Origin of the sequence: Inquilinus sp. CAU 1745, from assembly GCF_039839375.1 — a bacterium.
GTDB lineage: Bacteria > Pseudomonadota > Alphaproteobacteria > DSM-16000 > Inquilinaceae > JBDOQU01.
The window spans coordinates 170,394-191,898 of record NZ_JBDOQU010000003.1; the positions used below are offsets into that span (position 1 = coordinate 170,394).

Genomic DNA, 21,505 nt, shown 5'->3' on the forward strand with positions numbered 1-21,505 from the left:
CTTCGTGAAGACAGCCCCGAGCGTCCGTTCAGGGAATCCGGCCTACTTTCGGGTTCTGGTTTTCGGGGCCGGTGGCATTCGGTAGCCGGCCAATAGGTCGTATGTGAGTTCGGCGGCGGCATAGCTGGTCGCGTGCTGGTAGTGCCTGTCTGTGGTGCGTGGGTCGCGATGGCCGGCGAGCGCCGAGGCTCTCAGCACCTCCCGCGGATCCGTCTCAACGATCGACGTGACGGCGCAGTCGCGCAGCAGGTGTGGGTTGATGCGATGGCCGAATTCGCGGACGGTCAGATTTCCGAAGTGTCGCGACAACCCTCCGGCCGTCAGAGCCGCTCCGTCACGGCCGAGCCAGAGGCGCTTGTCGTCCGGCCGATCGTTTCTGAGGTACTCCCGGTAGAGTTGGAGATAGATCTGGAGCGGCTTGAACAGAACCGGTGGCCAGCATGCGGTGTAGCCATCACCGTTCTTGGTCTTGTCGATGACGATCGACGCGCCGGTATCGCTGACGACCAGGCTCTCGCCGATCGTCAGCGCGACGAAGTTGCTGAGGCGGCACGGGCGCACCGCCCAGACCGCGAGGATCAGCCCGTCGCGGTATTGGAGTGCGGTTTCAGTCGTCAGCGGCCGGCGGCCGGCGTCGCGCATCAAATCCCGGCCCTTCTGCTGGAGCTGATGAACCCGGACGATGCGCGCGGCCTTGTTCCGGATCGCCGGCGCCCGGGCGAGTTCGTCGACCAGATCACGGAGCCAGCCCAGATCAAGGCCAGGCTTCATCAGCGTGAACGCGCGGTGGATTTCTTCGGCATACATGCCCATGGACTGCCCGCTGACGCCGCGGTCGGCGCACCAGTCGAGACACTCGTGCACCAGCTCGTCGGTGAGCGCCGGCGGACGGTCATGCTCCCGGACGAAAGCCGCCAGGACGCCGACGCCGCGCTCGATCCGCTTGCGGTAGCTGTCCGACCAGTCCGCTGTCGGCCCGGACTGGCGATGCAGGTAGCGCGACGCCGACGCCAGGCCGGTCACGTCGCGCCAGCCTTCGCGCCATGACGCCGGCCAGTCGGCGACCGGCAGACAGTACCGCCGCTTGCGCGGCGGCGCCGGTGTTCGCTCCGGGGGGACGGGCCGCGGCAGCCGGTCGAGGGCGTGGCGGACGAGCCAGCGCCAATCGCCCGCGGGCGCCGCGATCTGGATCCCATACGCCAGATGCTGGATGTAGGCGATCGCGGTTCGCTCAGATAGACGCTGGCGCAGGGCGGCTTCGTAGGCGAAGACGTCATCCGGGGTCGGCAGGAGATCGCCGCCGGCAAAGCCGAACCAGCACTCGACCCCGCCCCGGATCCGGCGGGCATAGCGTTCGTTCCAGGGCTGGCGCCTGATGTTCTCGCGCCAGGCGTTTCGGTAGGCGGCCGGCCACTGCTCGAGCGGCAGCCGTTGGATCGTCGCGCGGGTCATCGCCGCCACTCCCTTCTGTGCAGTGTCTTCTTGGGCCGGTGCGGCCGAGCGATGTTCTCGTCCGTCCACGCGGCCGCCATCGACGTCGTCAGTTCCGCGTACCGGTTGATGATCTTGCTGCCCGGCGAGGCGCCGAGTAGGCCTTCGACGAGCGACGCGGCTTTGGCTATGTCGACAGTCTCGGATGCCTTTGCCAGGGCCAGCGTCGCCATGAGATGGCGGAACAGGTGCAGGTTCACGATCAGCCCGGTGCGGGCGTTGACGCGGGTGACGACGTTCGTCGCGAGCTGGCCAGGGCCGCGCGGCCCGGCGCCGTTCCCGGCCGGGAAGACATGCTGGTTGTCGGAGCCGTCGGTCAGCGCTGGCTGGTAATGCCGCCGATAGAGCCGGAGGATGTCCACCATTTCGGGCGCCAACGGCGCCGAGAGGTCCCGGCGATTCTTGACCTCATGCCCTGACACCGCGAGGCGTCCCTGGCCCCTGCGCAGCGGCAGCGTGACGTGCTCGTCCCACCGGAGCAGGTGCAGGGTTCCGCGGCGCAGCGGCAGCGTCGTCAGGATGGCGACCGCCACCGCCGACATCGCCTTCAGGGCCATCTCGTGCGTGACGGTCCGGCGCAGCTTGCGCTCGATCTCGAGCTCGTCGAGCACCGACCAGGGATAAGAGAACAGACGGCTGACCGCCTGCGGGTCCGTGAACTGCGCGAGGCGCCGGCGGTTCGTTCGCGTCATTGCGAACTTGTCGAAGTTGATCTTGCGCTTGAGCATTTTCAGCACGGCGCTCGTGAACGCGCGCCATTCGGCATGGTCCTCCGACGACAGATCCAGCCAGCGCCGGGCGACGCTGGAGAGATTCTTGGCGACGGTCAGCACATATTCGGAGAGGCCGTTGCGGTCGATGATGTGCTGGATCGTCGCGTCGGCGACTTCGACGCTCAGGATCGAGCCGATATCGGTGATCTCATCGAGCGGCACCATCCCCTCTTCGACGGCCGCGGTCGCCGCGAGGCGAAGGGCCGCGATGCAATGCTCGGTCTTGCTGGCCGACAGCACATGCTCCTCCTCGGTTCCGGCCGCCTCGTGGAACCGCCACTTGGTGGCGCCCGCCGACTTGAGGCCGCGTTTGGCCCGGAACAGCGCTAGATCTTCGCGGAAACCTTCCGGGAATTCGTCGAGGTCGCGCGTCACCCGCACCCGGCGGGACTCAACGGTGACCGGCTGGCGCGGCCAGTCAGGCACATGCGCGACGCAGTTGTTCCAGGCCCGCCGGGCCCTGGCGACGGCGACGAGCGGATCGCTCGCAATCGAGCCGGTGCCGGCGGCGCGCCACGCGCCCCAAGCATCGAACGTTTGGTCCGACACCTCCTCGGGAGCGACGCCGTGGACGGTGCAGTAGCGGATCAGCTGCGACAGCTGCGGCGCCCGCCAGGTCCCGGCGATGCGGTCCCACAGATCGCGCCAGGGGCCGTCGAGCCGATCGATCGGTTTCGACGACGGACGATTGTCGACATGGCCGATCATCTCCAGTCCGCGCCGCATGTTGGAGCGGATGTTGGCCAGACGCTTGGCCGACAGACCGACATGTTCGTGGTGGATGCTGGTCAGCTTCTGGCGCAGTACGCCCGGGTGGGCCGCGATGTCGGCGGGATCCCGGTCGAGCCAGTTGGCGACGATGCGGATGTCGCCGGCGATCCGCGTCGCCGTTTCGGACTTCATCTCGGAGGCGAGGACGGCGGCGATGACGTCGGCTAGCGTCGGCGCCGCCGACAGCAGCGTCGACGAGGCAGGGCAGGGGAGAATGTCGTGGGGATTGGAAATCTGGTTCATCGAAAATCTTCTCTTTATTGGGTCCCGCTCCGTGCGGTGACGGATCGCCCGTCAGGGCCGCCGCCGCACGGAGCGGGACCGGATAGCCGGCAATCGCCGGCGGTTTGCTGAAATGTTCGGAAATGCGGTTGGAGGCAGGAAAGGGACGAGGCGGAGGTAGCGCAAGCCGACGACACCGGCATGATGGCGGAAGCTGCTCACCAGCCGCGTTGAAGCCGTTTGATCTCGTCGCCCGGCACCCGCCAGATACCGCGATCGCCCATGCGGACGGCATGCAGGTGCCCACGGGCGATCCAGTGGCGGATCGTCCGGTCGCTTACTCGGAGCAACTCGGCGGTCTCGCCGACAGTGTAGAAGGTTGGTATCGATGTCATTGAAGTCTCCTGAAGGTAATTCCTCAAGAGAAACTAGGAACAATCGGCATCAACACAAATAAATTTGGAATAATAATTTATAGAATGTTTGGAATTGTTGATTTTCTGGGGTTTTTGTCAGTCTATATAGGTCTCGAAATCCGCATCGAGAGTAGTCGGGAGGTTTGCTGAGAAGAACGCGTTGATCGCGGCCTCATGGCAAGGCGGACATTGGCTTGGACCATGCGCCGATGTCGCCTCGGGATTGGGCGCTCATGAGTTCAGGCGCTTTTCAACCCTGAACCGCCCCGGCTTCCCCGGAGGCGGTTCACCCTGCCGGGCATTGATGAGTGGAGAACGCGTTTCTGCTGTAGCCCATTGAAACAAATGGGTTTTCCACTCTCTGTGCCTCGAAATAATGAAAAAGTGGAAAACAATTTAATATCAAATGCTTAGCTGATTGGCCGGCTACGGACCAGGGCGCTCCACTACGTTATGGATGTGATCCTCTACATGCCCGCGAACGGCTGCCAATGGGCGATGCGGCCGAATGATTTGCCGTCGATGGCCAAGCTTGACGAATAGGTGGCAAAATGCTACCTATGATATCCCTAGGAGGTTCTCCTTATGGCCCAATCCGTGAAGCTCAGCGACGATCTGATGAACCTTGTTCGCCGCGAGTCTGAGCTACAGAGCCGCTCCGTTGCCGGCCAGATCACCCATTGGGTGCGTATCGGCCGCGCCATTGAAAAATCCGGAAACTTCGACCATGCCCGGATCGCTGCGGCCTTGGCCGGAGAGATCGGGACCACCGAGCTGACCGACGAGGAGAAGGACGTCTGGCTCGAGAATTTCACAGTGATGATGGCCCGGCCCGGACCAGAAGAGGAAGCCTTCTTCGCCCGGCGACGCCAACTCGGCCTCGGTGTGGGCCTTGATGTCGCGGGCAATCTTGTCCGCGCGGAGGCCAAGCCCGAAGCATGAGTCCCACCATGATCGTGCTTGCCGGGCCCAATGGCGCCGGCAAGTCGACCCTCTACGTGACCCGCGTGGCGCCCCGCTTCGCGGGTCCTTTCATTAATGCAGACATCATCCAGCGCGACGAGTTGGGCGACCCCTCTCCCGCCGCCTCCTACCAGGCCGCCCGCCTGGCCACCGCTCGCCGCGCCGATTTCCTCGCGCAGGGCCGGGATTTCGTCACCGAAACCGTTTTCTCACATCCCTCGAAGCTCGACCTCATCGACGAGGCGCACACAAGAGGCTTCACCGTCATCGTCATGCATGTCGGCGTGAACTCTCCCGATCTCTCGGTTGCCCGTGTTTCCGCGCGTGTCGGTGAAGGTGGTCACACCGTGCCAGAGGATAAGATTCGCGCCCGCTACGTACGCGGTGGGGCTCTCATTCGGGAGGCTGTTCTCAAGGCTGACCGCGGTATGGTCTACGATAACTCCAAGCTGAATATGCTCCCGACGCAGTGCCTCGTCTTCGCCAAGGGGTGGCTCCTCTCCGCTTTGCCCATCCTGCCGGATTGGATCAGAATTATCTACGCACAGGATCTCGTCCGTTAAACCGCCGCCGGCGGCCATGGCGATCGGGGGCGGTAACGCGCCTCGGCCAGGGGCCGCGAGGGTGTCGATCAGGGCGACCTCCTCTCGCGTCCGGACGCTGATATGCGGGAACTGCTGCCAGTGCCGCCCCACTTCCCGCTAAATTGCCCATGAAGCGAATGCGTGTCTCTGGCGCCGGCATGGCGAAGGCGCCGGCCCTGGTCGAGGCCCTGCTCGGTGGCGATTGCGCGCCGGGAAAGACCGTTCTGAACCGGCCGTGGGAGCGGATCAGCGGCAACGGACGGATGTTTGCGGAAACGAGCGGACGAGTCGGCAAAATGGGAAACATGGTCAGTGGCACCCCGTGCGGGTGAAACCGGCAACTCCTCCCACCAGCCGGCAGTCTGCGGAAATCGCAGGAAGTTTCGGGAGAAGTCGGCAAGAGGGTGGGAATTGTTCATCGGAAGCACTCGGCGGGTCGATTTTGATCGCAGTATGCGCCATGGATCCGCTGAATCCGTGTGGAAACAAGATATCTGACAATAGCGTTTAGTGACGCTCATGGTAAAACACTCAGACGCTGTAATAACGTTCATGAACCATGACTAGAGGACCTTGGTATTACGTGTTTCCGGAGCGGAATATGAAGCTGCTACCGATGAAGCTTTTCATTGACCGTCCGCCGCTTCCTTGCAAGAAACGGCGGGTTGCGCGCCATGGATTGACGCCATCCCCGCTTCCGACCGTCAGAATGAAGGGCCCGCCGTGCGTCAGGGAAACTACGTCTTCACCAGTGAATCCGTGTCCGAAGGCCATCCGGACAAGGTGTCCGACCGGATCTCCGACGCCATCGTCGACACCTTCCTGACCGCCCAGCCCGAGGCCCGGGTGGCGGTCGAGACCTTGTGCACGACCAACCACATCGTCATCGCCGGCGAGGTTCGCGGACCCGAGGCCGTGACGGCCAGGGTGATGGAGGATGTCGCCCGGCAGGCGGTCAAGGAGATCGGCTACGAACAGGGCGGTTTCCACTGGCGGGACGCCAAGGTGGACGTGCTGGTCCACCAGCAGTCCGTCGATATCGCTCAGGGCGTCGACGCCCTGGGCAACAAGGATGAGGGCGCGGGCGACCAGGGCATCATGTTCGGCTATGCCTGCCGGGAGACCGACGCCTTCATGCCGGCGCCGATCCATTTCGCCCATTCGGTCCTGAAGAGCCTGGCCGAAGCGCGCCATTCCGGCGCGCAGCCCGCCCTTGGCCCGGACGCCAAGAGCCAGGTCAGCCTGCGCTATGTCGACGGCAAGCCGGTCGGCGCGACCTCCATCGTGGTCTCCACCCAGCATGCCGAGGGGCTGGACCAGGATGAGATCCGGGAGATCGTGCGCCCCCACGTCGTCAACGTCCTGCCCGAGGGCTGGATGTGCCCGGAGGATCAGTTCTACGTCAATCCGACCGGCCGGTTCGTCATCGGCGGCCCGGACGGCGACGCCGGCCTCACCGGACGCAAGATCATCGTCGACACCTATGGCGGGGCGGCCCCCCATGGCGGCGGCGCCTTCTCCGGCAAGGACCCGACGAAGGTCGACCGTTCGGCGGCCTATGCCGCCCGCTATCTGGCGAAGAACGTGGTCGCCGCCGGGCTGGCCGACCGCTGCACCATCCAGCTCAGCTACGCCATCGGCGTGTCGGAGCCGCTGTCGGTCTATATCGACACCCACGGAACCGGCAAGGTGGACGAGGACCGGCTGTCGGGCACGCTCCGGGACCTGATGGATCTCAGGCCGCGCGGCATCCGCACCCATCTGGGGCTCAACAGGCCGATCTACGCCCGCACCGCCGCCTACGGGCATTTCGGGCGCACCCCGGAAGCCGATGGCGGCTTCTCCTGGGAACGGCTCGATCTCGTCGACCCGCTGAAAAGCGCCTACGCGTAGCGCCCATGTCGGGGACCGGACAGCCGGCCGCGCGCCGGCCATATGAACCATCGATCCCATATGGCTGCTTCTCAAATATGAGGCTGGCCAGCCCTTCAATGTATGCTATCAGGCTGCCCAATCCACAATCAGAGAAGCCCAGAGAGTTCACCATCAGTTTTCCAGGCGACCAAATGTGACTGAACATGCCAACTCCACCGAGGGACGGCTTGATCGATCCTATGCGGGCAATCTCGCTGAGAATGCCCGTTTTCCGGATGACGAGATCAGCTTAATTGATCTCTGGCGCATTGTGATGCGGCGTTGGGTCTGGGTCCTTGTGGGATTCATAGCGTTTGTCGCGGCGGGTGTAGCGTTCGCTCTGTTTTCTCCACCCGTCTTCGAAGCCTCGGCAAAGATTCAGATTGGCCAAGTAAGGAGTGACAGTGGGGAGGATCGCGCATCCATACCGATTGTCTCCGCAACCGTCGCTTCTGCAGAACTGCTGCAGTCTTCATCTGATCTGGTAGGATCTGGTGAGTTAAAATCAGTCTCCATAACCGCTCAGAGTGACGTCTGGCCCGCCATACTTGATATTGTTGCTGTCGGCAGTACGCCCGAAGCGGCGCGCCAAACGATTGAACAGACACTAGCGCGACTCCTCGGCGCTCATCAAATTGCCTACGATGACGCCATTTCCCCTTTCTTGGACCGATCGAACGTTCTGGCGGAACGCCATTCGGAGGTTCAGGAAACCTTGCGGGAGTACGATGCGGGCATCCAAGCGCTCCGCACGACAGACCCAATACTGGCCATGCTGCTGCTTAGCGAGAAGAGTGATCTTGCTGAACGTCTCGCGCAAATTGAGGCCGAGATTAGTGAAGTACGTGTCCGTCTCAGTTCGCCTATGACGTTTCCCTCCCATCAGGTTGGAAGCATTCTGGCTTCCGACGTGCCTGCGTCCCCAAGGCCTCCGTTGGTGCTGGCTTTGTCGGTTGCGTTTGGTTTGGTCGGAGGCCTGATAATCGCCTTGGTTGCAGAATTTTTTACCAAAGCTAGACAAGTTTCCGCCCAATGAATAAGGCCATTCTCGCTGCCGCAGAGATTTCAGCTTATTGCCGCAGGAGGGATCGCGTCTCTTCAACAGGGAATTATGGAGTTCCCCGCTGAAATCCTTTCTCGTCAGGATGTTGCCCCGACGATTGCAACAGGCGGATTCCAATCATCAACGCATTGCCTGGGCCATGTTTTCGGTGGGCGGTTTTGTGCTCGCCGCGAAGCTGGTTGCGGCGGGCAAGGAGATGGCGGTTGCTTGGCGCTATGGGGTGAGCGGCGAGGTCGATGCGTATCTGCTGGCTTTCACCATTGTCACTTGGCTCCCGGTGATGCTCTGGTCTTCAGGGACAATGGTGCTGGTCCCGCGTCTGGTGACGCTGGCCCACAACGCACCCGAACGTGCCCGTTTCATTGCCGAACTGAACGGCACGGCGCTGCTGCTGGGGTTGGCCACGACCTGTCTCGTGTTTTTCGCCGGGCCATGGATCATCGATGCCATTGCCGGCAACCTGGAGGCGGACACCCGCGTGCTAGCCCAGTCCATGGTTCGGCAACTGGCGCCGTTCGCGCTGTTGTCGATCGCCGCAGGTTATCTCTCCATTCGCCTGCAGAGCCGCCAGACATATGGGTACACGTTCCTCGAGGCGATGCCGGCATTCGGAATCCTCGTTCTCGTCTTGCTTGCGCCGGCCGGATCGGGCACCGGTCCATTGGTTTGGGGAGCCTTGCTGGGTGGGGCTCTACAGAGCGCTTGGCTGGCGCGGATGACACGATATGCCGATGGCGGGCTGGGCGGTGTGGCCGCAACCCATCGTTCGTCTCATTGGACGAGCGTCTACAACGCTTTCGGCGTCATGGCTCTGGGACAATTGGTAATGGGGTTCATGACTCCGATAGACCAGTTCTTTGCCGCCGCCATAGGTGACCACGCAATCGCCATCTTGGGCTACGCCAACCGGATCATCGCCCTGATCACAGGACTTGGCGCCGTGGCGATCGCCCGCGCCATTCTGCCCACCTTGGCCGGGGCGGTGGCGAAAGATGGCGCCGGGACGGGGCGCCGACAGGCGTTGACATGGGCTTGGTTGATGTTCGGGGCGGGCCTGCTCGCGATGCTGGTCGGTTGGGCGCTGGCGCCCTGGGGTGTCGCGCTGCTGTTCGAGCGGGGCGCCTTCACTCCGGCCGATACAGTTGCAGTGACCCATGTGCTGCGGTTCGGGCTCGTGCAGTTGCCATTCTATTTCGCGGGAATCGTGCTCGTCCAATGGTTTGCCGTGCTGAAGGCCTATGACGTCCTGCTGGGGGTGGCTATTGCGGCGATTCTTGCGAAGTTGTTGCTGAACGCGGTGCTGATAAGGTATCTCGACGCGGCGGGAATCACCCTGGCGACCAGCGCCATCTATGCGATCTCCTGGTTTATCCAAATTTTTGTCTTGATGAAGAAAAAATGACCAAGAAGTTTTTAAAATTTCTTCGAAATAGTCTTTCCAGAAGAGAAGACCGGAAACTGAATGCGTTGAAGACGTTTGGTCACTGGTTATTTCCAAACTATCGATTTTCCTGGCCGCAGCTTGACTGGTGGGATGATCCGGAATTCAACGAATATCTGCGGAAATTCGAAGAGCCGGATGGGTTCAATACCCATAGAAAATGGATGTTGCTTCAGTTGTTGCGGCTCACCTCATGCGTGCCCGGGGACACTGCGGAATGTGGGGTGTTTCGTGGTGCTTCTTCATGGTTGATCTGTGCAGCCAACCGATCGAACAAGAACTATGCTCGTGTTCATCATCTATTCGATTCATTTGAGGGTCTGTCCGAGCCAAGCGTTTTGGACGGGGCGCATTGGGCGAAGGGCAATCTTGCGGTTGGAGAGGATTTAGTTCGACGCAATCTCGAGAATTTCGGCAATATCCAGGTTCATAAGGGGTGGATACCGGAACGGTTCGCCAACTGCGAAAATATAAGATTTTCATTCGTCCATATAGACGTTGATCTCTATGAGCCCACGCGCGATAGCATCGAGTTTTTCTATGATCGTATCAATCAAGGTGGGATATTATTGTGCGATGATTATGGGTTCACTACGTGTCCGGGCGCGACGAAGGCTATTGATGAGTTTCTGGAGGGCAAACCGGAAAAAATGGTCGCGCTGGATGCAGGCAGTGGCTTCCTGATCAAAGGAATTTCAACGGCGACCAAAGACATTGGGATAGGGCAGTATTTATGAAGCAGGACAAATTATGGGATGCCTTTCAAAACGACCCGAAGCTACGCGAAACCTTCGGGGCGGCGCCTCGGTTTACTACGCTTCTCCGACATGTCCGAAAAGGAAACCAGGTGCTCAATATCGGGGTCGGAGACGGTAGTTTCGAGGTAATGGCGCTTAAAATTGGCGTTTCGATCTTCAGTCTTGATCCAAGCGAACGCAGCATTCAGAACCTGCGTGATTCCCTCAATTTGAAGGAGAGGGCGAAGGTCGGATATGCCACGGCGATTCCATTCCCGGACGCTTTCTTCGATGCCGTAGTGATGAGCGAGGTTCTTGAGCATCTGGATGATGAAACAATCAGCCTGACGCTGCCTGAGGTGTTGCGGGTCCTCAAGCCGGACGGATGCTTTCTCGGAACCGTTCCGGCCGACGAGAACCTGCTTCCCAGCCAGACGGTTTGTCCTGATTGCGGTAAGCAGTTTCACCGCTGGGGGCATGTACAGAGCTTCAGCCGCGGACGCCTCGCTACAGTGCTGTCCACCAGATTCGGTTCCGTGAGCATCCGGAGATGCCATTTCTCAGACCGACGGCGCCTGAACTGGAAGGGCAAGGTGCTGTGGCTGATCAAACGGGCTCTCCTTTCACTCTCTGTGCACGGAAGAGACGAGACGTTTTTGTTCGAGGCGCGTCGTTCTTGAAAATCGCTTTCGTTATTCATTCCATGGTCGGGGGAGGTGCGGAGCGTGTAACAGCCAATCTGGCCAATGCCTGGAGCGGGCGAGGCTGGGAGGTGACCATCCTGACGCTGGCCGCAAGATCGATGGATGCCTACGCCTTCAATCCGGGTGTCCGGCGCATCGCGCTGAACGCAGCGGGCGAGTCAGCGTCGCCCGTTTCTGCGATTGCCGCCAACCTTCGGCGCGTTTGGGCAATCCGTCGTGCTCTGCGGCAGGTTTCGCCGGATGTCGTGCTTGCCATGATGACGACGGCGAACGTTCTGGCGCTGCTCGCCGTCTGTGGCACTCGTATCCCGGTCGTGGTTTCCGAGCGCGTTTATCCCCCTATGTTGCCTGTCGGGCGGGCATGGGCGGCCTTGCGTCGCTGGACGTATCCGCGCGCGCGGGCAGTCGTGGCCCTGACGATTGAGAACGCGCGCTGGCTTGAACAGAACTGTCCTGGAAGTCGAACGACGGTGATCCCCAACCCCGTCCCCTGGCCGCTACCCGATGGCGAGCCCCGATTGTCGCCAGCCGGGACGCTAGCCGACGGATGCCGGCTGTTGCTTGCAGTGGGACGACTTGTGCCGCAGAAGGGGTTCGATTCGCTGCTGAATGCGTTCGCACGGTTGGCTAGCGCCAATCCAGATTGGCATCTGGTGATCGTCGGCGAAGGGCAGGATCGGTTGGCTCTAGAAACGCAACGCGCAAGGATGGGCCTTGAGGGCAGAGTTCATCTGCCGGGACATGTCGGAAATATCCGGGATTGGTACGCTCGCGCTGATCTGTTTGTGCTGAGTTCACGGTTTGAGGGGTTTCCGAATGTCCTTGCTGAGGCAATGGCCAGCGGCTGTCCGGCCGTCAGCTTCGACTGTGATACCGGCCCCAGGGACATCATACGTTCGGGAATCGATGGCCTCTTAGTGCCGCTGAAAGAAGGTTCGTCCGGTCTGGCCGACGGGATGTGCGAGTTGATCTGCGACGATGAACGACGCCACGTCATGGCTCTGCGGGCGACCGAAGTTCGTGAGCGTCTCTCGCAGCCGCACATCCTGCAACTTTGGGAAGATTTATTCGATGACATCGCCCGCCATGACTGAAAGTGGACTGGGGAGCCTATATCACAGAGTATATGAGGCTGTCTGCGGCAAGCATCCGAACGTTCAGCCTTGGCATTTTCAATGGCTCGACGCTCGTCCGCTATATGCACGATTGCATTCGTTGTTACCCGATATCGGATCGGGAAAGGCGGATCGACGTGTGCTCGATGTCGGCTGTGGCACGAAGCCTTATCGAAAATGGTTCGGACCGGTTGCCGAGTATACTGGGCTAGACGTTAGCGCCGGCCCTGCGGTGGATGTAGTTGTAACCAGCTACGAAACGTGGCCGCTGCCCTCCAAACATTTCGATGTAGTGTTGTGTACGCAGGTGTTGGAGCATGTGGAAGACCTCAATCACGTATGCTCTGAAATTCGACGGGTTCTCAGGCCCGGCGGATCGTTGATCGTGTCATTCCCCTTTCTTTATAACGAACATGGGAAGCCGTGGGATTTTCGGCGATTCACTAAATACGGCGCGCGCCAGTTGTTTCCTCGTATGCAGGTCGTGTCTCTTGAATGTCAGGGTGGGATAGGGTCAACTCTTGCCATCATGCTTCTTAATTGGTGGGAAAACACGCTCAACCTGAATTTCCCTCTTCGTCTGGCAAAGGCATTTCTTCTTCCGATTAATATCATATTCACAGCAATTTTGAATTTTATAGGAGTAATATTAGATAAACTAGACCGGACCGAAGGATTTTATAACAATGTGTTTATGATCGCGAAGAAGAACGCCGATGAATGACGTTCAGTCGATGTGTCGAAAGATTCGTGTCAGTAGAGTGGAATTGAATTGAACACGGTCGTCTGATGTGCGGTTTCTCCGGCTTCCTTGATCCTGATATTCGTGTGCCCGCATCCCGGTGGCCGTCGCTGCTGGACAACATGGGCGCGTGTCTGCGACATCGCGGACCGGATGATGGCGGGCGGTGGCTGGATGTCGAGGCGGGCATCGGGCTTTCGCATCGGCGGCTGGCGGTGCTGGACCTGTCGCCCGCGGGCCATCAGCCCATGGTGTCGGACGGCGGCCGGTTCGTGATTGCCTTCAACGGCGAGATCTATAACCACATGGCGCTGCGGGCGGCGCTGGAGCGTGCGGGCGCCGCGCCTGAATGGCGTGGCCATGCGGATACGGAAACCCTGCTGGCGGCTTTCAAGGCCTGGGGCGTGGAAAAGGCGCTCCAGGCGACTATGGGCATGTTCGCCCTGGCGCTGTGGGATCGGGCGGAACGCACGCTCACGCTGGCCCGCGACCGTTTGGGCGAAAAGCCGCTGTACTACGGGTGGCAGGGACCGGTGCTGCTGTTCGGGTCCGAGCTTACGGCGCTAAAGATGCACCCGGCCTTTGTTGGCGAGATCGACCGCGACGCGCTGACCTTGCTGCTACGCCACAACGCCATCGGCGCCCCGCATTCGATATACCGGAACATCCGCAAGCTGACTCCCGGCAGTTGGGTGGCCTTTTCCGGTGCGGCGGCACCGGGAGACTGGCCGGAGCCGCGCCCTTACTGGTCGCTGCAGGAGGTCGCCGCCGCCGGGCTGGCCGCTCCGTTCGAAGGCAGTCCGGAGGAGGCGGTGGGCGCTCTTGAGGCGCAACTGGCCGAGGCCATTAGCGGGCAGCAGCTCGCCGACGTGCCGCTGGGAGCGTTCCTCTCCGGAGGGGTAGATTCCTCCACCGTGGTAGCGCTGATGCAGGCGCGTTCCTCCCGACCGGTGCGCACCTTCTCCATCGGCTTTCATGAACAGGGCTACAATGAAGCCCAGCATGCCAAGGCTGTGGCCCGGCACCTGGGCACCGACCACACGGAGCTGTACGTCACGCCCGAACAGGCGCTGGCGGTTATCCCGCAATTGCCCGCTATCTGGGATGAGCCTTTTGCGGATTCGTCGCAGATCCCGACCTACCTGGTGGCGCAACTGGCCCGACAGCATGTCACGGTGGCCCTCTCCGGCGATGGGGGAGATGAACTGTTCGGCGGCTATGGCCGCTACTTTCTTACCCAGAAGCTGTGGGGGAAATTCGGGCGCGTTCCTTACCCGCTCCGCCGGGCCAGCGCGGCGATGATGCGTCACCTCCGCCCGGCGCAATGGGATGCCCTGCTTTCGCTGATGCCGGGGCTGTTGCGGAGTAATGCGTCCGGCGATCGTTTGCATAAGTTGGCGGAAATGCTGTCGGCGCGGGATGGCACGACCTTTTATCGGCAGATGATCTCCCACTGGAAAAATCCGGCCGCTCTTGTGCCTGGCTCTGTGGAGCCCGACCGACCGGCACTTCAGGCCGACAACGGGCTGCTGCCCCATATGATGCTCACCGACGCTCTCAACTATCTGCCGGACGATATCCTGACCAAGGTTGACCGGGCGGCGATGGCTGTAAGTCTGGAGACTCGTGTACCGTTGCTTGATCATCGGGTGGTTGAACTGGCCTGGCGGTTTCCCGCCACATTTAATATCCGCGACGGACAAGGAAAATGGCTACTCCGGCAGGTGCTCCGTCGTTACGTCCCGCGTGAACTCATCGAGCGGCCGAAGATGGGTTTTGGCGTGCCGATCGACAGTTGGTTACGCGGGCCTCTGCGCGACTGGGCCGAGGAGTTGCTGAGTGAACGTCGACTACGTGAGGAAGGCTTTTTCGATCCGGCGCCGATCCGGCAAAAATGGCAGGAGCATCAGCGCGGTGATCGTCAATGGCATTATTACTTGTGGGATGTGCTGATGTTCCAGGCTTGGCGGGACCATCACCATGGAGAGGAAGCCTCCCCAAGAGCGATGGACATGCCGAGGTCAGCGGGGTGAGGCCACGGACGGGTAACATGACATTCCAATCCGGATATGGCTGCCGATGAATACGCAACATGCCGAAGACGTCAGAGCGGGGCAACGCTTCGCTTTCGGCGAAAACTGGTCACGCTTTCTTACTGTGCTGAACGATGAACGGGTGCGCCAGGCGGAACAGTCATTGTGTGGGATGCTGCAGGTTGAGGACCTGAAGGGAAAGACCTTTCTCGACATCGGGTCCGGCAGCGGGCTGTTTAGTCTTGCGGCGCGACGGCTCGGGGCGACTGTACATTCTTTCGACTATGACCCGCAGTCGGTTTCCTGCACCGGCGAACTTAAGCGCCGATACTTTCCCGACGATCCGCAGTGGGTCGTGGAGCAGGGATCGGTGCTCGATGAGGGCTATATCTCTTCGCTGGGCTTGTTCGACATCGTGTATTCTTGGGGCGTTCTTCACCACACCGGACAAATGTATGCGTCATTCTCGCTTGTTGCGCCTGCCGTCGGGCCGAAGGGAAAGCTGTTTTTGGCTATTTACAACGATCAGAGAATTATCAGCAAATATTGGATGTTCGTTAAAAAATACTATAATAGATCAGCAATTCTTGCGATTCTATTTTTAGTTATTCATACGCCATATTTGATCGGCGGCCGATGGATTGCTCGCGCCTTCACTGACCGACTCTCTCTTCAAAGGGGCATGTCACTATGGCATGACATGCTTGACTGGCTTGGGGGATTTCCTTTCGAAGTAGCTAAGCCAGAGGAGGTGTTTCGGTTTTTCCGCGATAGAGGTTTTGCTCTGCAAGACCTGAAGACGTGTGGCGGGCGGATGGGGTGCAATGAATTTGTCTTTTACCTCCGAGAGTAGATAAGGGCAAGCAGTGCTTAATCGTCTGTGGAGTTTACTGCGCGAATGGTCCGTGGAATGGAAAATCGATCTGGATTAAGCAGTTATGGATCTTTCGAACAGTAATCGCATTGCGATCTACCTTCCGTCCCTGCGCGGCGGCGGCGCCGAACGGGCGATGGCGACATTGGCCAATGGCTTCGCCGCACGCGGCCTGTCTGTGGACTTAGTATTGGCCAATGCAGAAGGCCCTTATCTGGAAGACGTAGATCACCATTCCGTGCGGGTGGTGGACCTCCAATCCCGGGGAGTATTTTTTAGCTTGCCGGGATTGGTCCGATATTTGAGGCATGAGCAACCTCGAGTTCTGTTTTCGGCTCTCAGCCACGCCAACGTGGTGGCTGTGTGGGCGCGGGGATTGGCGGAGATTCCGACCCGGTTGGTGATATCCGAACGTGCCAATTTGTCGGTTACCCAACAATTTTCCCCCGGCTTCCGCCAATGGCTCGTGCCTAGATTCATGCGCGCCGCATATCCAAGAGCCGATAGGATCGTGGCTGTGTCCGCTGGAGTGGCCGATGATCTGGCTATCGCTATCAATCTCCCTCGCGAACGTATTTCCGTCGTCCATAACCCGATCGTTACCGAAACTCTGTTGAGGCAGAGCAACGAACCACTGACACATCCCTGGCTTGCTCCCGATGCGCCGCCGCTTATCCTTGCTGCGGGACGTCTGGCGCCGCAAAAGGATTTCGCAACCCTGATCCATGCCTTTGCTCGTTTGCGTTCGGTGCGTCCTGCGCGGCTAATGATCCTCGGCGATGGGATAATGCGCGATGATCTTATGACTCTCGCTGTCGAACTCGGTGCTCAGAAAGACGTCGCCATGCCGGGATTCGTAGATAACCCCTTTGCCTGGATGCGTCGGTCATCCCTGTTTGTGCTCTCTTCCGCTTTTGAGGGACTACCGGGGGTTCTGATCCAGGCGATGGCTTGCGATGCACCGGTTGTGAGTACAGATTGCCCAAGCGGCCCGGCGGAGATTCTGGAAAATGGCCGCTGGGGGAGGCTGGTGCCGGTGGGTGATGTGTCTGCCATGGCTGGAGCCATGGCGGCGGCCCTCGACGATTCCGCCCCGCCGGACGTCGCGCGGCGTGCCCTGGATTTCGGGATGGATCAGGCGGTGGATGGCTATCTGGATGTGATGTTCGGCCGAGGCGGGTACGGCGAATCGTCTGGAGTGACGGTGCCGTGACGTCCGCTGACCATGTTTTGTCGTGCTCCTGGAGCATCAAAGCTACGTTGCCTTCGCGACTCGTCGCGGCAGTGTTCGCGTTGATTTACGGGACGGCGCTCGCATCCCTGCCGATTCTTCTTTTCCAGGATCGCGAGAACTATCTGGTTTACGCAGATGAGTCGCTCGCAATTCTATTGCGCTACGCTGAGCGTGGCGTGCTGCCGCTCATAACGAATGAGCCGGTCTGGCTATTAATCAATTCCGCACTGGGCGCGGTGCTGGTGCCGGCGGATGTGCTCCGCGTCCTGATCTTCGTGTCCGCAACTATCGTTGCCTATAGAGTGCTGCGTGCCGATGCCCGCAATGCCTTTTGGCTGCTTCTGTTTCTGCTCTTGCCGCAGATCGTAAAGAATCACATCGTCCATTTGCGTCAAGGAGTTGCAATCGCCGTATTCCTGCTGGGGTGGTTCAGTCGCAGGAAGACTTGGTGGATCGCCGCGCTGGCGGTGACGCCCCTGATTCACGCTTCCTTCTTCTTCATCCTGCTTCTAGTGGCCATTTCGGCATTGAGCCGCTGGTCCCGCTTAGGGCCGGATGTCCGCCTTTCCGCGTTCGCCAGCCTCGGCCTCGGACTGGGATGGAGCCTAGGGGTGATTGCTTCCATATTGGGAGCCCGGCAGGCGGAGGTATACTCCTTCACGGCAGCGGACGTATCCGGCCTTGGGTTTCTATTCTGGGCCTCGATCCTAGTTCTGATGATCATGCAAGGGAAAAGCTTTCTGCGCCAACATACGCTAGAAGTTGCTATAATCTGCTTTTATCTGTCTACATATTTCCTTGTGGAAGTTGCGGCAAGAATATTTGAAAGTGGCCTAATTCTGGTGCTTCTGGCGTGCCTGCATCTGACATCGTGGCGGAAATGGACCGCTCTGGGGGGCATCGCCGGGTTCGGCGTAATCCAGTGGGTTCCGCGATTCGCGCAGCCGGTTTGGGGCTTTTAGCTAGTTGTGGGCTCAGAAGAGATTGCGATTGAAAATTCTGCATGTCATCACTGGCCTAAGCGATGGCGGTGCAGAGGCTGTTCTTCACCGTCTTTGCACCTACGACGATGTGCATCGCCACGCCGTGGTTTCCCTGATGGATGAGGGCAAATACGGCCCTCTGCTGCGGGCCGCTGGCGTTGACGTGTATTGCCTCGGCATGCCGCGCGGCGGAGTGACCCTGAGAGCTCTGTTGCGGCTCGTGATGCTGTTACGGCAACAGAGACCGCAGGTGGTGCAAACCTGGATGTACCACGCCGACCTGATCGGCGGACTCGCAGCGCGGCTTGCGGGCATTCGGGAGGTCTGCTGGGGAATTCGCCACAGCAATCTAGTTCTGGGAAAGTCCCGCCGGTCGACGATACTGGTCGCGAAAACATGTGCGTGGCTTTCGGGCGTCGTGCCGCGAACAATCGTCTGCTGCTCGCACCAGGCGGCCGAGGTTCACCGGGCCTTAGGTTATGCCGGCGATAAGTTCCGCATCATCCCAAATGGCTATGACCTTACTCGTTTCGCCCCCGATCTATCGGCACGGTTGCGGCTTAGGATGGGCTGGAGTTCCGATTCGGATGTTCCTGTCATCGGCATGGTGGCGCGCTTCGATCCGCAGAAGGATCACGGCAACCTGATTGCCGCCTTGGGGCGGCTTTCGTTGAACGGCCAGCAGTTCCTATGCATTTTGGCGGGGTACGGAGTGGATGCCGAAAATGCTGAACTGTGCGGCCGGCTGGAGGCTGCAGGCGTGCGCGATCGGGTGCTTTTGCTCGGCCAGCAAAGCGACATCCCCGCGATCATGAGCGCGCTGGATGTCCATGTGCTTTCAAGCAGCAGCGAGGCTTTCCCCAACGTACTGGCCGAGGCGATGGCGTGCGGCATCCCGTGCGTTACAACGGATGTCGGCGATGCGTCGCTGATCGTGGGAAAAACGGGATGGGTGGTGCCGCCTCGGGACGGCCAGGCGCTGGCCGGGGCTCTCGCCGTCGCCCTGGGGGCGCGGCTCGATCCCGCGGCATGGGAGGATCGGCGCCAAGCTTGCCAGTCGCATATTCTTGAGAAATTCAGCATCGAACGCATGATCGAAGCCTACCATGCGGTATGGCAGGAAGCAGCGGGCCAGACGGGCCGTCTTGGCCAATCAATCTGATCTCAGTTAGAGGGAACGAATGGGTTTCAAACGCAGAATACCCTGGTGGGGAAAGATCGGCGCCAAGCTGGTCTTGAGCCGGCTGCCGGCGAGTTACGGGCTGTGGCAGCGCCTAGGCCTCTTCCGGCACGGGGATATGGACGAGCCCGGCTATGCGCTGCGGGTGTTCGATGAGCATGTGGCCCAGGCGGGGCTTTCAGACAGGCTGGCCAGAAAGACCATCCTTGAACTTGGGCCGGGCGACAGCGTTGCCGCCGCGATTATCGCGCGGGCGCGTGGCGCCCGTGCCATTCTGGTCGATGTGGGGCCATTCGCGAAGGCGCAACCAGAAACCTATGGCCCGCTGGTACACCAGCTCCGGGAGGCCGGTCTGAATCCGCCAACGATCGAGGGCATGACAACGCTTCGCGAACTGATCGAGGCCTGCGAGGCGAGCTACCTGACCGAGGGGTTGACGAGCCTGCGCGAACTGCCGGAATCGTCCGTTGATCTCGTCTACTCGCAAGCGGTGCTGGAGCACGTTCGCAAGCGGGAGTTCGTCGATATTCAACGTGAGCTCTTCCGAATCTTGAAGGATGATGGTGTGTGCTCGCACCAGATCGATCTTCGTGACCATCTGGGTGGCAGCCTGAACAATCTAAGGTTCAGCGAGCAGCTCTGGGAATCCGATTTCTTCTCACGCTCCGGCTTCTACACCAACCGCATAAACTTCGAGGCGATGGCCGGGCTGTTCCGGCAGGCGGGATTCGAGGTGGAGGTAGGTGAGATGCGACGATGGAAAACCCTGCCCATCAACCGTCATCAATTGGCAACTGTGTTTCGTGAGATTTCTGAGGAAACACTTTGCGTGTCAGGCTTTGATGTATTGCTGAGGCGGGCATCACGATGATTGGGGTTGCCTGAGCCGATCAGTAGTATCGCTTGAGCAAATCGTTCTGGCGAACTCATTTGATTGGAGCTTATCGTCCGTGAAGTACGACCAAGGCGCTGCCGGGCAATCCCTATGACGAGCACACGCTGGCGATGGTCATTCCCGCGATCGAGGCGAGCGTCGGCGGCGAGTTCGCCCAGATCGTCACCGACGCCGGCTATCGTGGCCACAACGCGCCCAAGGAGAAGGGCTTCAGGGTCTACGCCGCCGGCCAGAAGCGCGGCCTCATACCAAGACTCACTGATCATGACCGATGGGCCCAGTCGCGCAGTCCGATTGAGGTGATGCGCCATGGCTGTTCGACGAGCCGGTTCCAGGCGAAGCAGCAATGGTCGAGGATGTCTCGGTAGGATGTGAAGACGCGGTTGGATAGCCAGTTCTCGCGCATAAACTGCCAGACATTCTCGACGGGGTTGAGTTCCGGGGATTTCGCCGGCAGCGGCAGCAGGGTGATGTTGGCCGGGACCGGCAGCTTCGCGGTGGTGTGCCAACCAGCCTGGTCGAGCAGGAGGACGGCGTGGGCTCCGGGGGCGACGGCGCGCGATATCTCTTGGAGATGCAGCGCCATGGCGTCGGTAGTGCAGCGGGGCAGGACCATGGCGGCGGCCTTTCCTTCGGCCGGGCAGATGGCGCCGAAGATGTAGGCCGAGCGGGTGCGCTGGTCATGCGGCGCCGACGGCCTTGCGCCGCGCCGCGCCCAGCGGCGGGTGATCTTGTTCTTCTGGCCGATCCTGGCTTCGTCCTGGAACCAGACCTCTATGGGCTGGCCGGGAGCGTCGCGCGCCGCGATCTTCGCCAGGGTCGCGGGAAAGTTTTTTTGAACGCCATGGCCGCCTCGGGGTCCTGGGCGTGATGGCGCGGCCGCCGACAGCCTGCGGAGACCCATGGCGCGCAACTCCCGGCTCATCGTCTGCTTGGAGACCGAGAGCCGGAACTCGTCCCAGACCCATTGGGTCAGGTCGACGATGCGCCAGCGGACGACGCCGTGGACCGCCGGGTCCGGTCCGGCCTCGACGATCCGGCGCAGTTCCGCGCGCTGGGCCTCATCGAGGATCGGCCGGTTGCCTGGCGGCTTGCCGGTGACCAGACTGGCCGGCCCGTCGGCATTGAACTTCAGCGCCCAGTCCCGCACCGTCTGGAGCCCGACGCCGCCGATCGCCGCTGCGGCCGACCGCGGCTCGCCAGCACGGATCGCCGCCAGCGCCAGCAGCCGCCGGACCTGCCCCGGGTCCGTCGCCGACCAGGCCAGACGGCGAAGATGGGAACCATCGAAATCCGCTCGCAGCGGGATCGAGGCGGCCATGGCGAACCTCATCATTGTCGCCGCCATGGTGAATCACATTCCGCCACTC

General features: G+C 60.7%; 19 protein-coding genes and 1 pseudogene. 16 read left to right on the forward strand and 4 right to left on the reverse strand.

Annotated features, from left to right (window positions below; translation table 11 throughout):
• Nucleotides 1-42 precede the first annotated feature (42 nt).
• The 3 genes from AAFN89_RS05410 to AAFN89_RS05420 form a co-directional block, all read right to left on the reverse strand.
• Nucleotides 43-1,452 (reverse strand): hypothetical protein, encoded by a 1,410-nt coding sequence (locus AAFN89_RS05410; RefSeq protein WP_347536692.1) that lies wholly within the window; start codon nt 1,450-1,452, stop codon nt 43-45.
• On the reverse strand, nt 1,449-3,278 hold the full coding sequence (locus tag AAFN89_RS05415) for a hypothetical protein (protein WP_347536694.1): 1,830 nt from the start codon (nt 3,276-3,278) through the stop codon (nt 1,449-1,451). Before AAFN89_RS05415 ends, AAFN89_RS05410 begins: the two co-directional genes overlap by 4 nt.
• A 197-nt stretch (nt 3,279-3,475) precedes the next feature.
• Entirely contained in the window at nt 3,476-3,652 is a 177-nt protein-coding gene (locus AAFN89_RS05420; RefSeq protein ID WP_347536696.1) for a helix-turn-helix domain-containing protein, read from the reverse strand.
• A gap of 606 nt (nt 3,653-4,258) precedes the next feature.
• Here AAFN89_RS05420 and AAFN89_RS05425 point away from each other — a divergent pair.
• The 16 genes and pseudogenes from AAFN89_RS05425 to AAFN89_RS05500 all read left to right on the forward strand — a co-directional run.
• The gene (locus AAFN89_RS05425; RefSeq protein ID WP_347536698.1) at nt 4,259-4,615 is read left to right on the forward strand and encodes a ParD-like family protein; all 357 of its coding nucleotides are present in this window, start codon (nt 4,259-4,261) and stop codon (nt 4,613-4,615) included.
• Nucleotides 4,616-4,623: 8 nt separating this feature from the next.
• A complete protein-coding gene (locus AAFN89_RS05430; protein ID WP_347536700.1) occupies nt 4,624-5,199 on the forward strand; it encodes an AAA family ATPase in 576 nt (191 codons plus the stop codon).
• Nucleotides 5,200-5,943: 744 nt separating this feature from the next.
• Nucleotides 5,944-7,113, forward strand: a complete 1,170-nt coding sequence (gene metK, locus AAFN89_RS05435) for a methionine adenosyltransferase (protein ID WP_347536702.1) — start codon at nt 5,944-5,946, stop codon at nt 7,111-7,113.
• A 175-nt stretch (nt 7,114-7,288) separates the two neighbouring features.
• Nucleotides 7,289-8,170: a Wzz/FepE/Etk N-terminal domain-containing protein gene (locus AAFN89_RS05440; protein WP_347536704.1), complete on the forward strand. Its 882-nt coding sequence runs from the start codon at nt 7,289-7,291 to the stop codon at nt 8,168-8,170.
• A gap of 124 nt (nt 8,171-8,294) precedes the next feature.
• Entirely contained in the window at nt 8,295-9,599 is a 1,305-nt protein-coding gene (locus tag AAFN89_RS05445) for a lipid II flippase MurJ (RefSeq protein ID WP_347536707.1), read from the forward strand.
• Nucleotides 9,596-10,375, forward strand: coding sequence for a TylF/MycF/NovP-related O-methyltransferase (locus AAFN89_RS05450; protein ID WP_347536709.1), 780 nt, complete (start codon nt 9,596-9,598; stop codon nt 10,373-10,375). The genes AAFN89_RS05445 and AAFN89_RS05450 overlap by 4 nt, the downstream gene beginning before the upstream one ends.
• Complete coding sequence (locus AAFN89_RS05455; protein ID WP_347536711.1) at nt 10,372-11,055, forward strand: class I SAM-dependent methyltransferase; 684 nt, start codon at nt 10,372-10,374, stop codon at nt 11,053-11,055. The genes AAFN89_RS05450 and AAFN89_RS05455 overlap by 4 nt, the downstream gene beginning before the upstream one ends.
• Nucleotides 11,052-12,173, forward strand: a complete 1,122-nt coding sequence (locus AAFN89_RS05460; protein WP_347536713.1) for a glycosyltransferase family 4 protein — start codon at nt 11,052-11,054, stop codon at nt 12,171-12,173. The genes AAFN89_RS05455 and AAFN89_RS05460 overlap by 4 nt, the downstream gene beginning before the upstream one ends.
• Complete coding sequence (locus AAFN89_RS05465; protein WP_347536715.1) at nt 12,151-12,918, forward strand: class I SAM-dependent methyltransferase; 768 nt, start codon at nt 12,151-12,153, stop codon at nt 12,916-12,918. Before AAFN89_RS05460 ends, AAFN89_RS05465 begins: the two co-directional genes overlap by 23 nt.
• Nucleotides 12,919-12,983: 65 nt before the next feature.
• The gene (gene asnB, locus AAFN89_RS05470; RefSeq protein ID WP_347536717.1) at nt 12,984-14,969 is read left to right on the forward strand and encodes an asparagine synthase (glutamine-hydrolyzing); all 1,986 of its coding nucleotides are present in this window, start codon (nt 12,984-12,986) and stop codon (nt 14,967-14,969) included.
• 46 nt (nt 14,970-15,015) lie between these two features.
• Nucleotides 15,016-15,822, forward strand: coding sequence for a class I SAM-dependent methyltransferase (locus AAFN89_RS05475; protein WP_347536719.1), 807 nt, complete (start codon nt 15,016-15,018; stop codon nt 15,820-15,822).
• Between the two features lie 85 nt (nt 15,823-15,907).
• A complete protein-coding gene (locus AAFN89_RS05480; protein WP_347536721.1) occupies nt 15,908-17,056 on the forward strand; it encodes a glycosyltransferase in 1,149 nt (382 codons plus the stop codon).
• Complete coding sequence (locus tag AAFN89_RS05485) at nt 17,053-18,039, forward strand: hypothetical protein (protein WP_347536723.1); 987 nt, start codon at nt 17,053-17,055, stop codon at nt 18,037-18,039. The genes AAFN89_RS05480 and AAFN89_RS05485 overlap by 4 nt, the downstream gene beginning before the upstream one ends.
• A gap of 28 nt (nt 18,040-18,067) precedes the next feature.
• Nucleotides 18,068-19,222 carry a glycosyltransferase gene (locus AAFN89_RS05490; protein ID WP_347536725.1) on the forward strand — a complete coding sequence of 385 codons (1,155 nt, stop codon included), beginning with the start codon at nt 18,068-18,070 and terminating at the stop codon, nt 19,220-19,222.
• Between the two features lie 19 nt (nt 19,223-19,241).
• The gene (locus tag AAFN89_RS05495) at nt 19,242-20,111 is read left to right on the forward strand and encodes a methyltransferase domain-containing protein (protein WP_347536727.1); all 870 of its coding nucleotides are present in this window, start codon (nt 19,242-19,244) and stop codon (nt 20,109-20,111) included.
• 92 nt (nt 20,112-20,203) lie between these two features.
• Nucleotides 20,204-20,374: pseudogene (locus AAFN89_RS05500) on the forward strand (IS5/IS1182 family transposase); the annotation flags it as partial.
• Nucleotides 20,375-20,397: 23 nt separating this feature from the next.
• Here AAFN89_RS05500 and AAFN89_RS05505 read toward each other — a convergent pair.
• Nucleotides 20,398-21,456, reverse strand: coding sequence for an IS630 family transposase (locus tag AAFN89_RS05505; protein WP_347536729.1), 1,059 nt, complete (start codon nt 21,454-21,456; stop codon nt 20,398-20,400).
• Between the last annotated feature and the right edge of the window lie 49 nt (nt 21,457-21,505).

What these genes read in the sequence shown, in the direction of transcription:
- AAFN89_RS05410 (WP_347536692.1), bottom strand. Translation starts at nt 1,452, where the DNA reads ATGACCCGCGCGACGATCCAACGGCTGCCGCTCGAGCAGTGGCCGGCC.
- AAFN89_RS05450 (WP_347536709.1), top strand. Translation starts at nt 9,596, where the DNA reads ATGACCAAGAAGTTTTTAAAATTTCTTCGAAATAGTCTTTCCAGAAGA.
- AAFN89_RS05425 (WP_347536698.1), top strand. Translation starts at nt 4,259, where the DNA reads ATGGCCCAATCCGTGAAGCTCAGCGACGATCTGATGAACCTTGTTCGC.
- AAFN89_RS05455 (WP_347536711.1), top strand. Translation starts at nt 10,372, where the DNA reads ATGAAGCAGGACAAATTATGGGATGCCTTTCAAAACGACCCGAAGCTA.
- AAFN89_RS05475 (WP_347536719.1), top strand. Translation starts at nt 15,016, where the DNA reads ATGAATACGCAACATGCCGAAGACGTCAGAGCGGGGCAACGCTTCGCT.
- AAFN89_RS05465 (WP_347536715.1), top strand. Translation starts at nt 12,151, where the DNA reads ATGACATCGCCCGCCATGACTGAAAGTGGACTGGGGAGCCTATATCAC.
- AAFN89_RS05480 (WP_347536721.1), top strand. Translation starts at nt 15,908, where the DNA reads ATGGATCTTTCGAACAGTAATCGCATTGCGATCTACCTTCCGTCCCTG.
- AAFN89_RS05430 (WP_347536700.1), top strand. Translation starts at nt 4,624, where the DNA reads ATGATCGTGCTTGCCGGGCCCAATGGCGCCGGCAAGTCGACCCTCTAC.
- AAFN89_RS05420 (WP_347536696.1), bottom strand. Translation starts at nt 3,652, where the DNA reads ATGACATCGATACCAACCTTCTACACTGTCGGCGAGACCGCCGAGTTG.
- asnB (WP_347536717.1), top strand. Translation starts at nt 12,984, where the DNA reads ATGTGCGGTTTCTCCGGCTTCCTTGATCCTGATATTCGTGTGCCCGCA.
- AAFN89_RS05505 (WP_347536729.1), bottom strand. Translation starts at nt 21,456, where the DNA reads ATGGCCGCCTCGATCCCGCTGCGAGCGGATTTCGATGGTTCCCATCTT.
- AAFN89_RS05415 (WP_347536694.1), bottom strand. Translation starts at nt 3,278, where the DNA reads ATGAACCAGATTTCCAATCCCCACGACATTCTCCCCTGCCCTGCCTCG.
- AAFN89_RS05495 (WP_347536727.1), top strand. Translation starts at nt 19,242, where the DNA reads ATGGGTTTCAAACGCAGAATACCCTGGTGGGGAAAGATCGGCGCCAAG.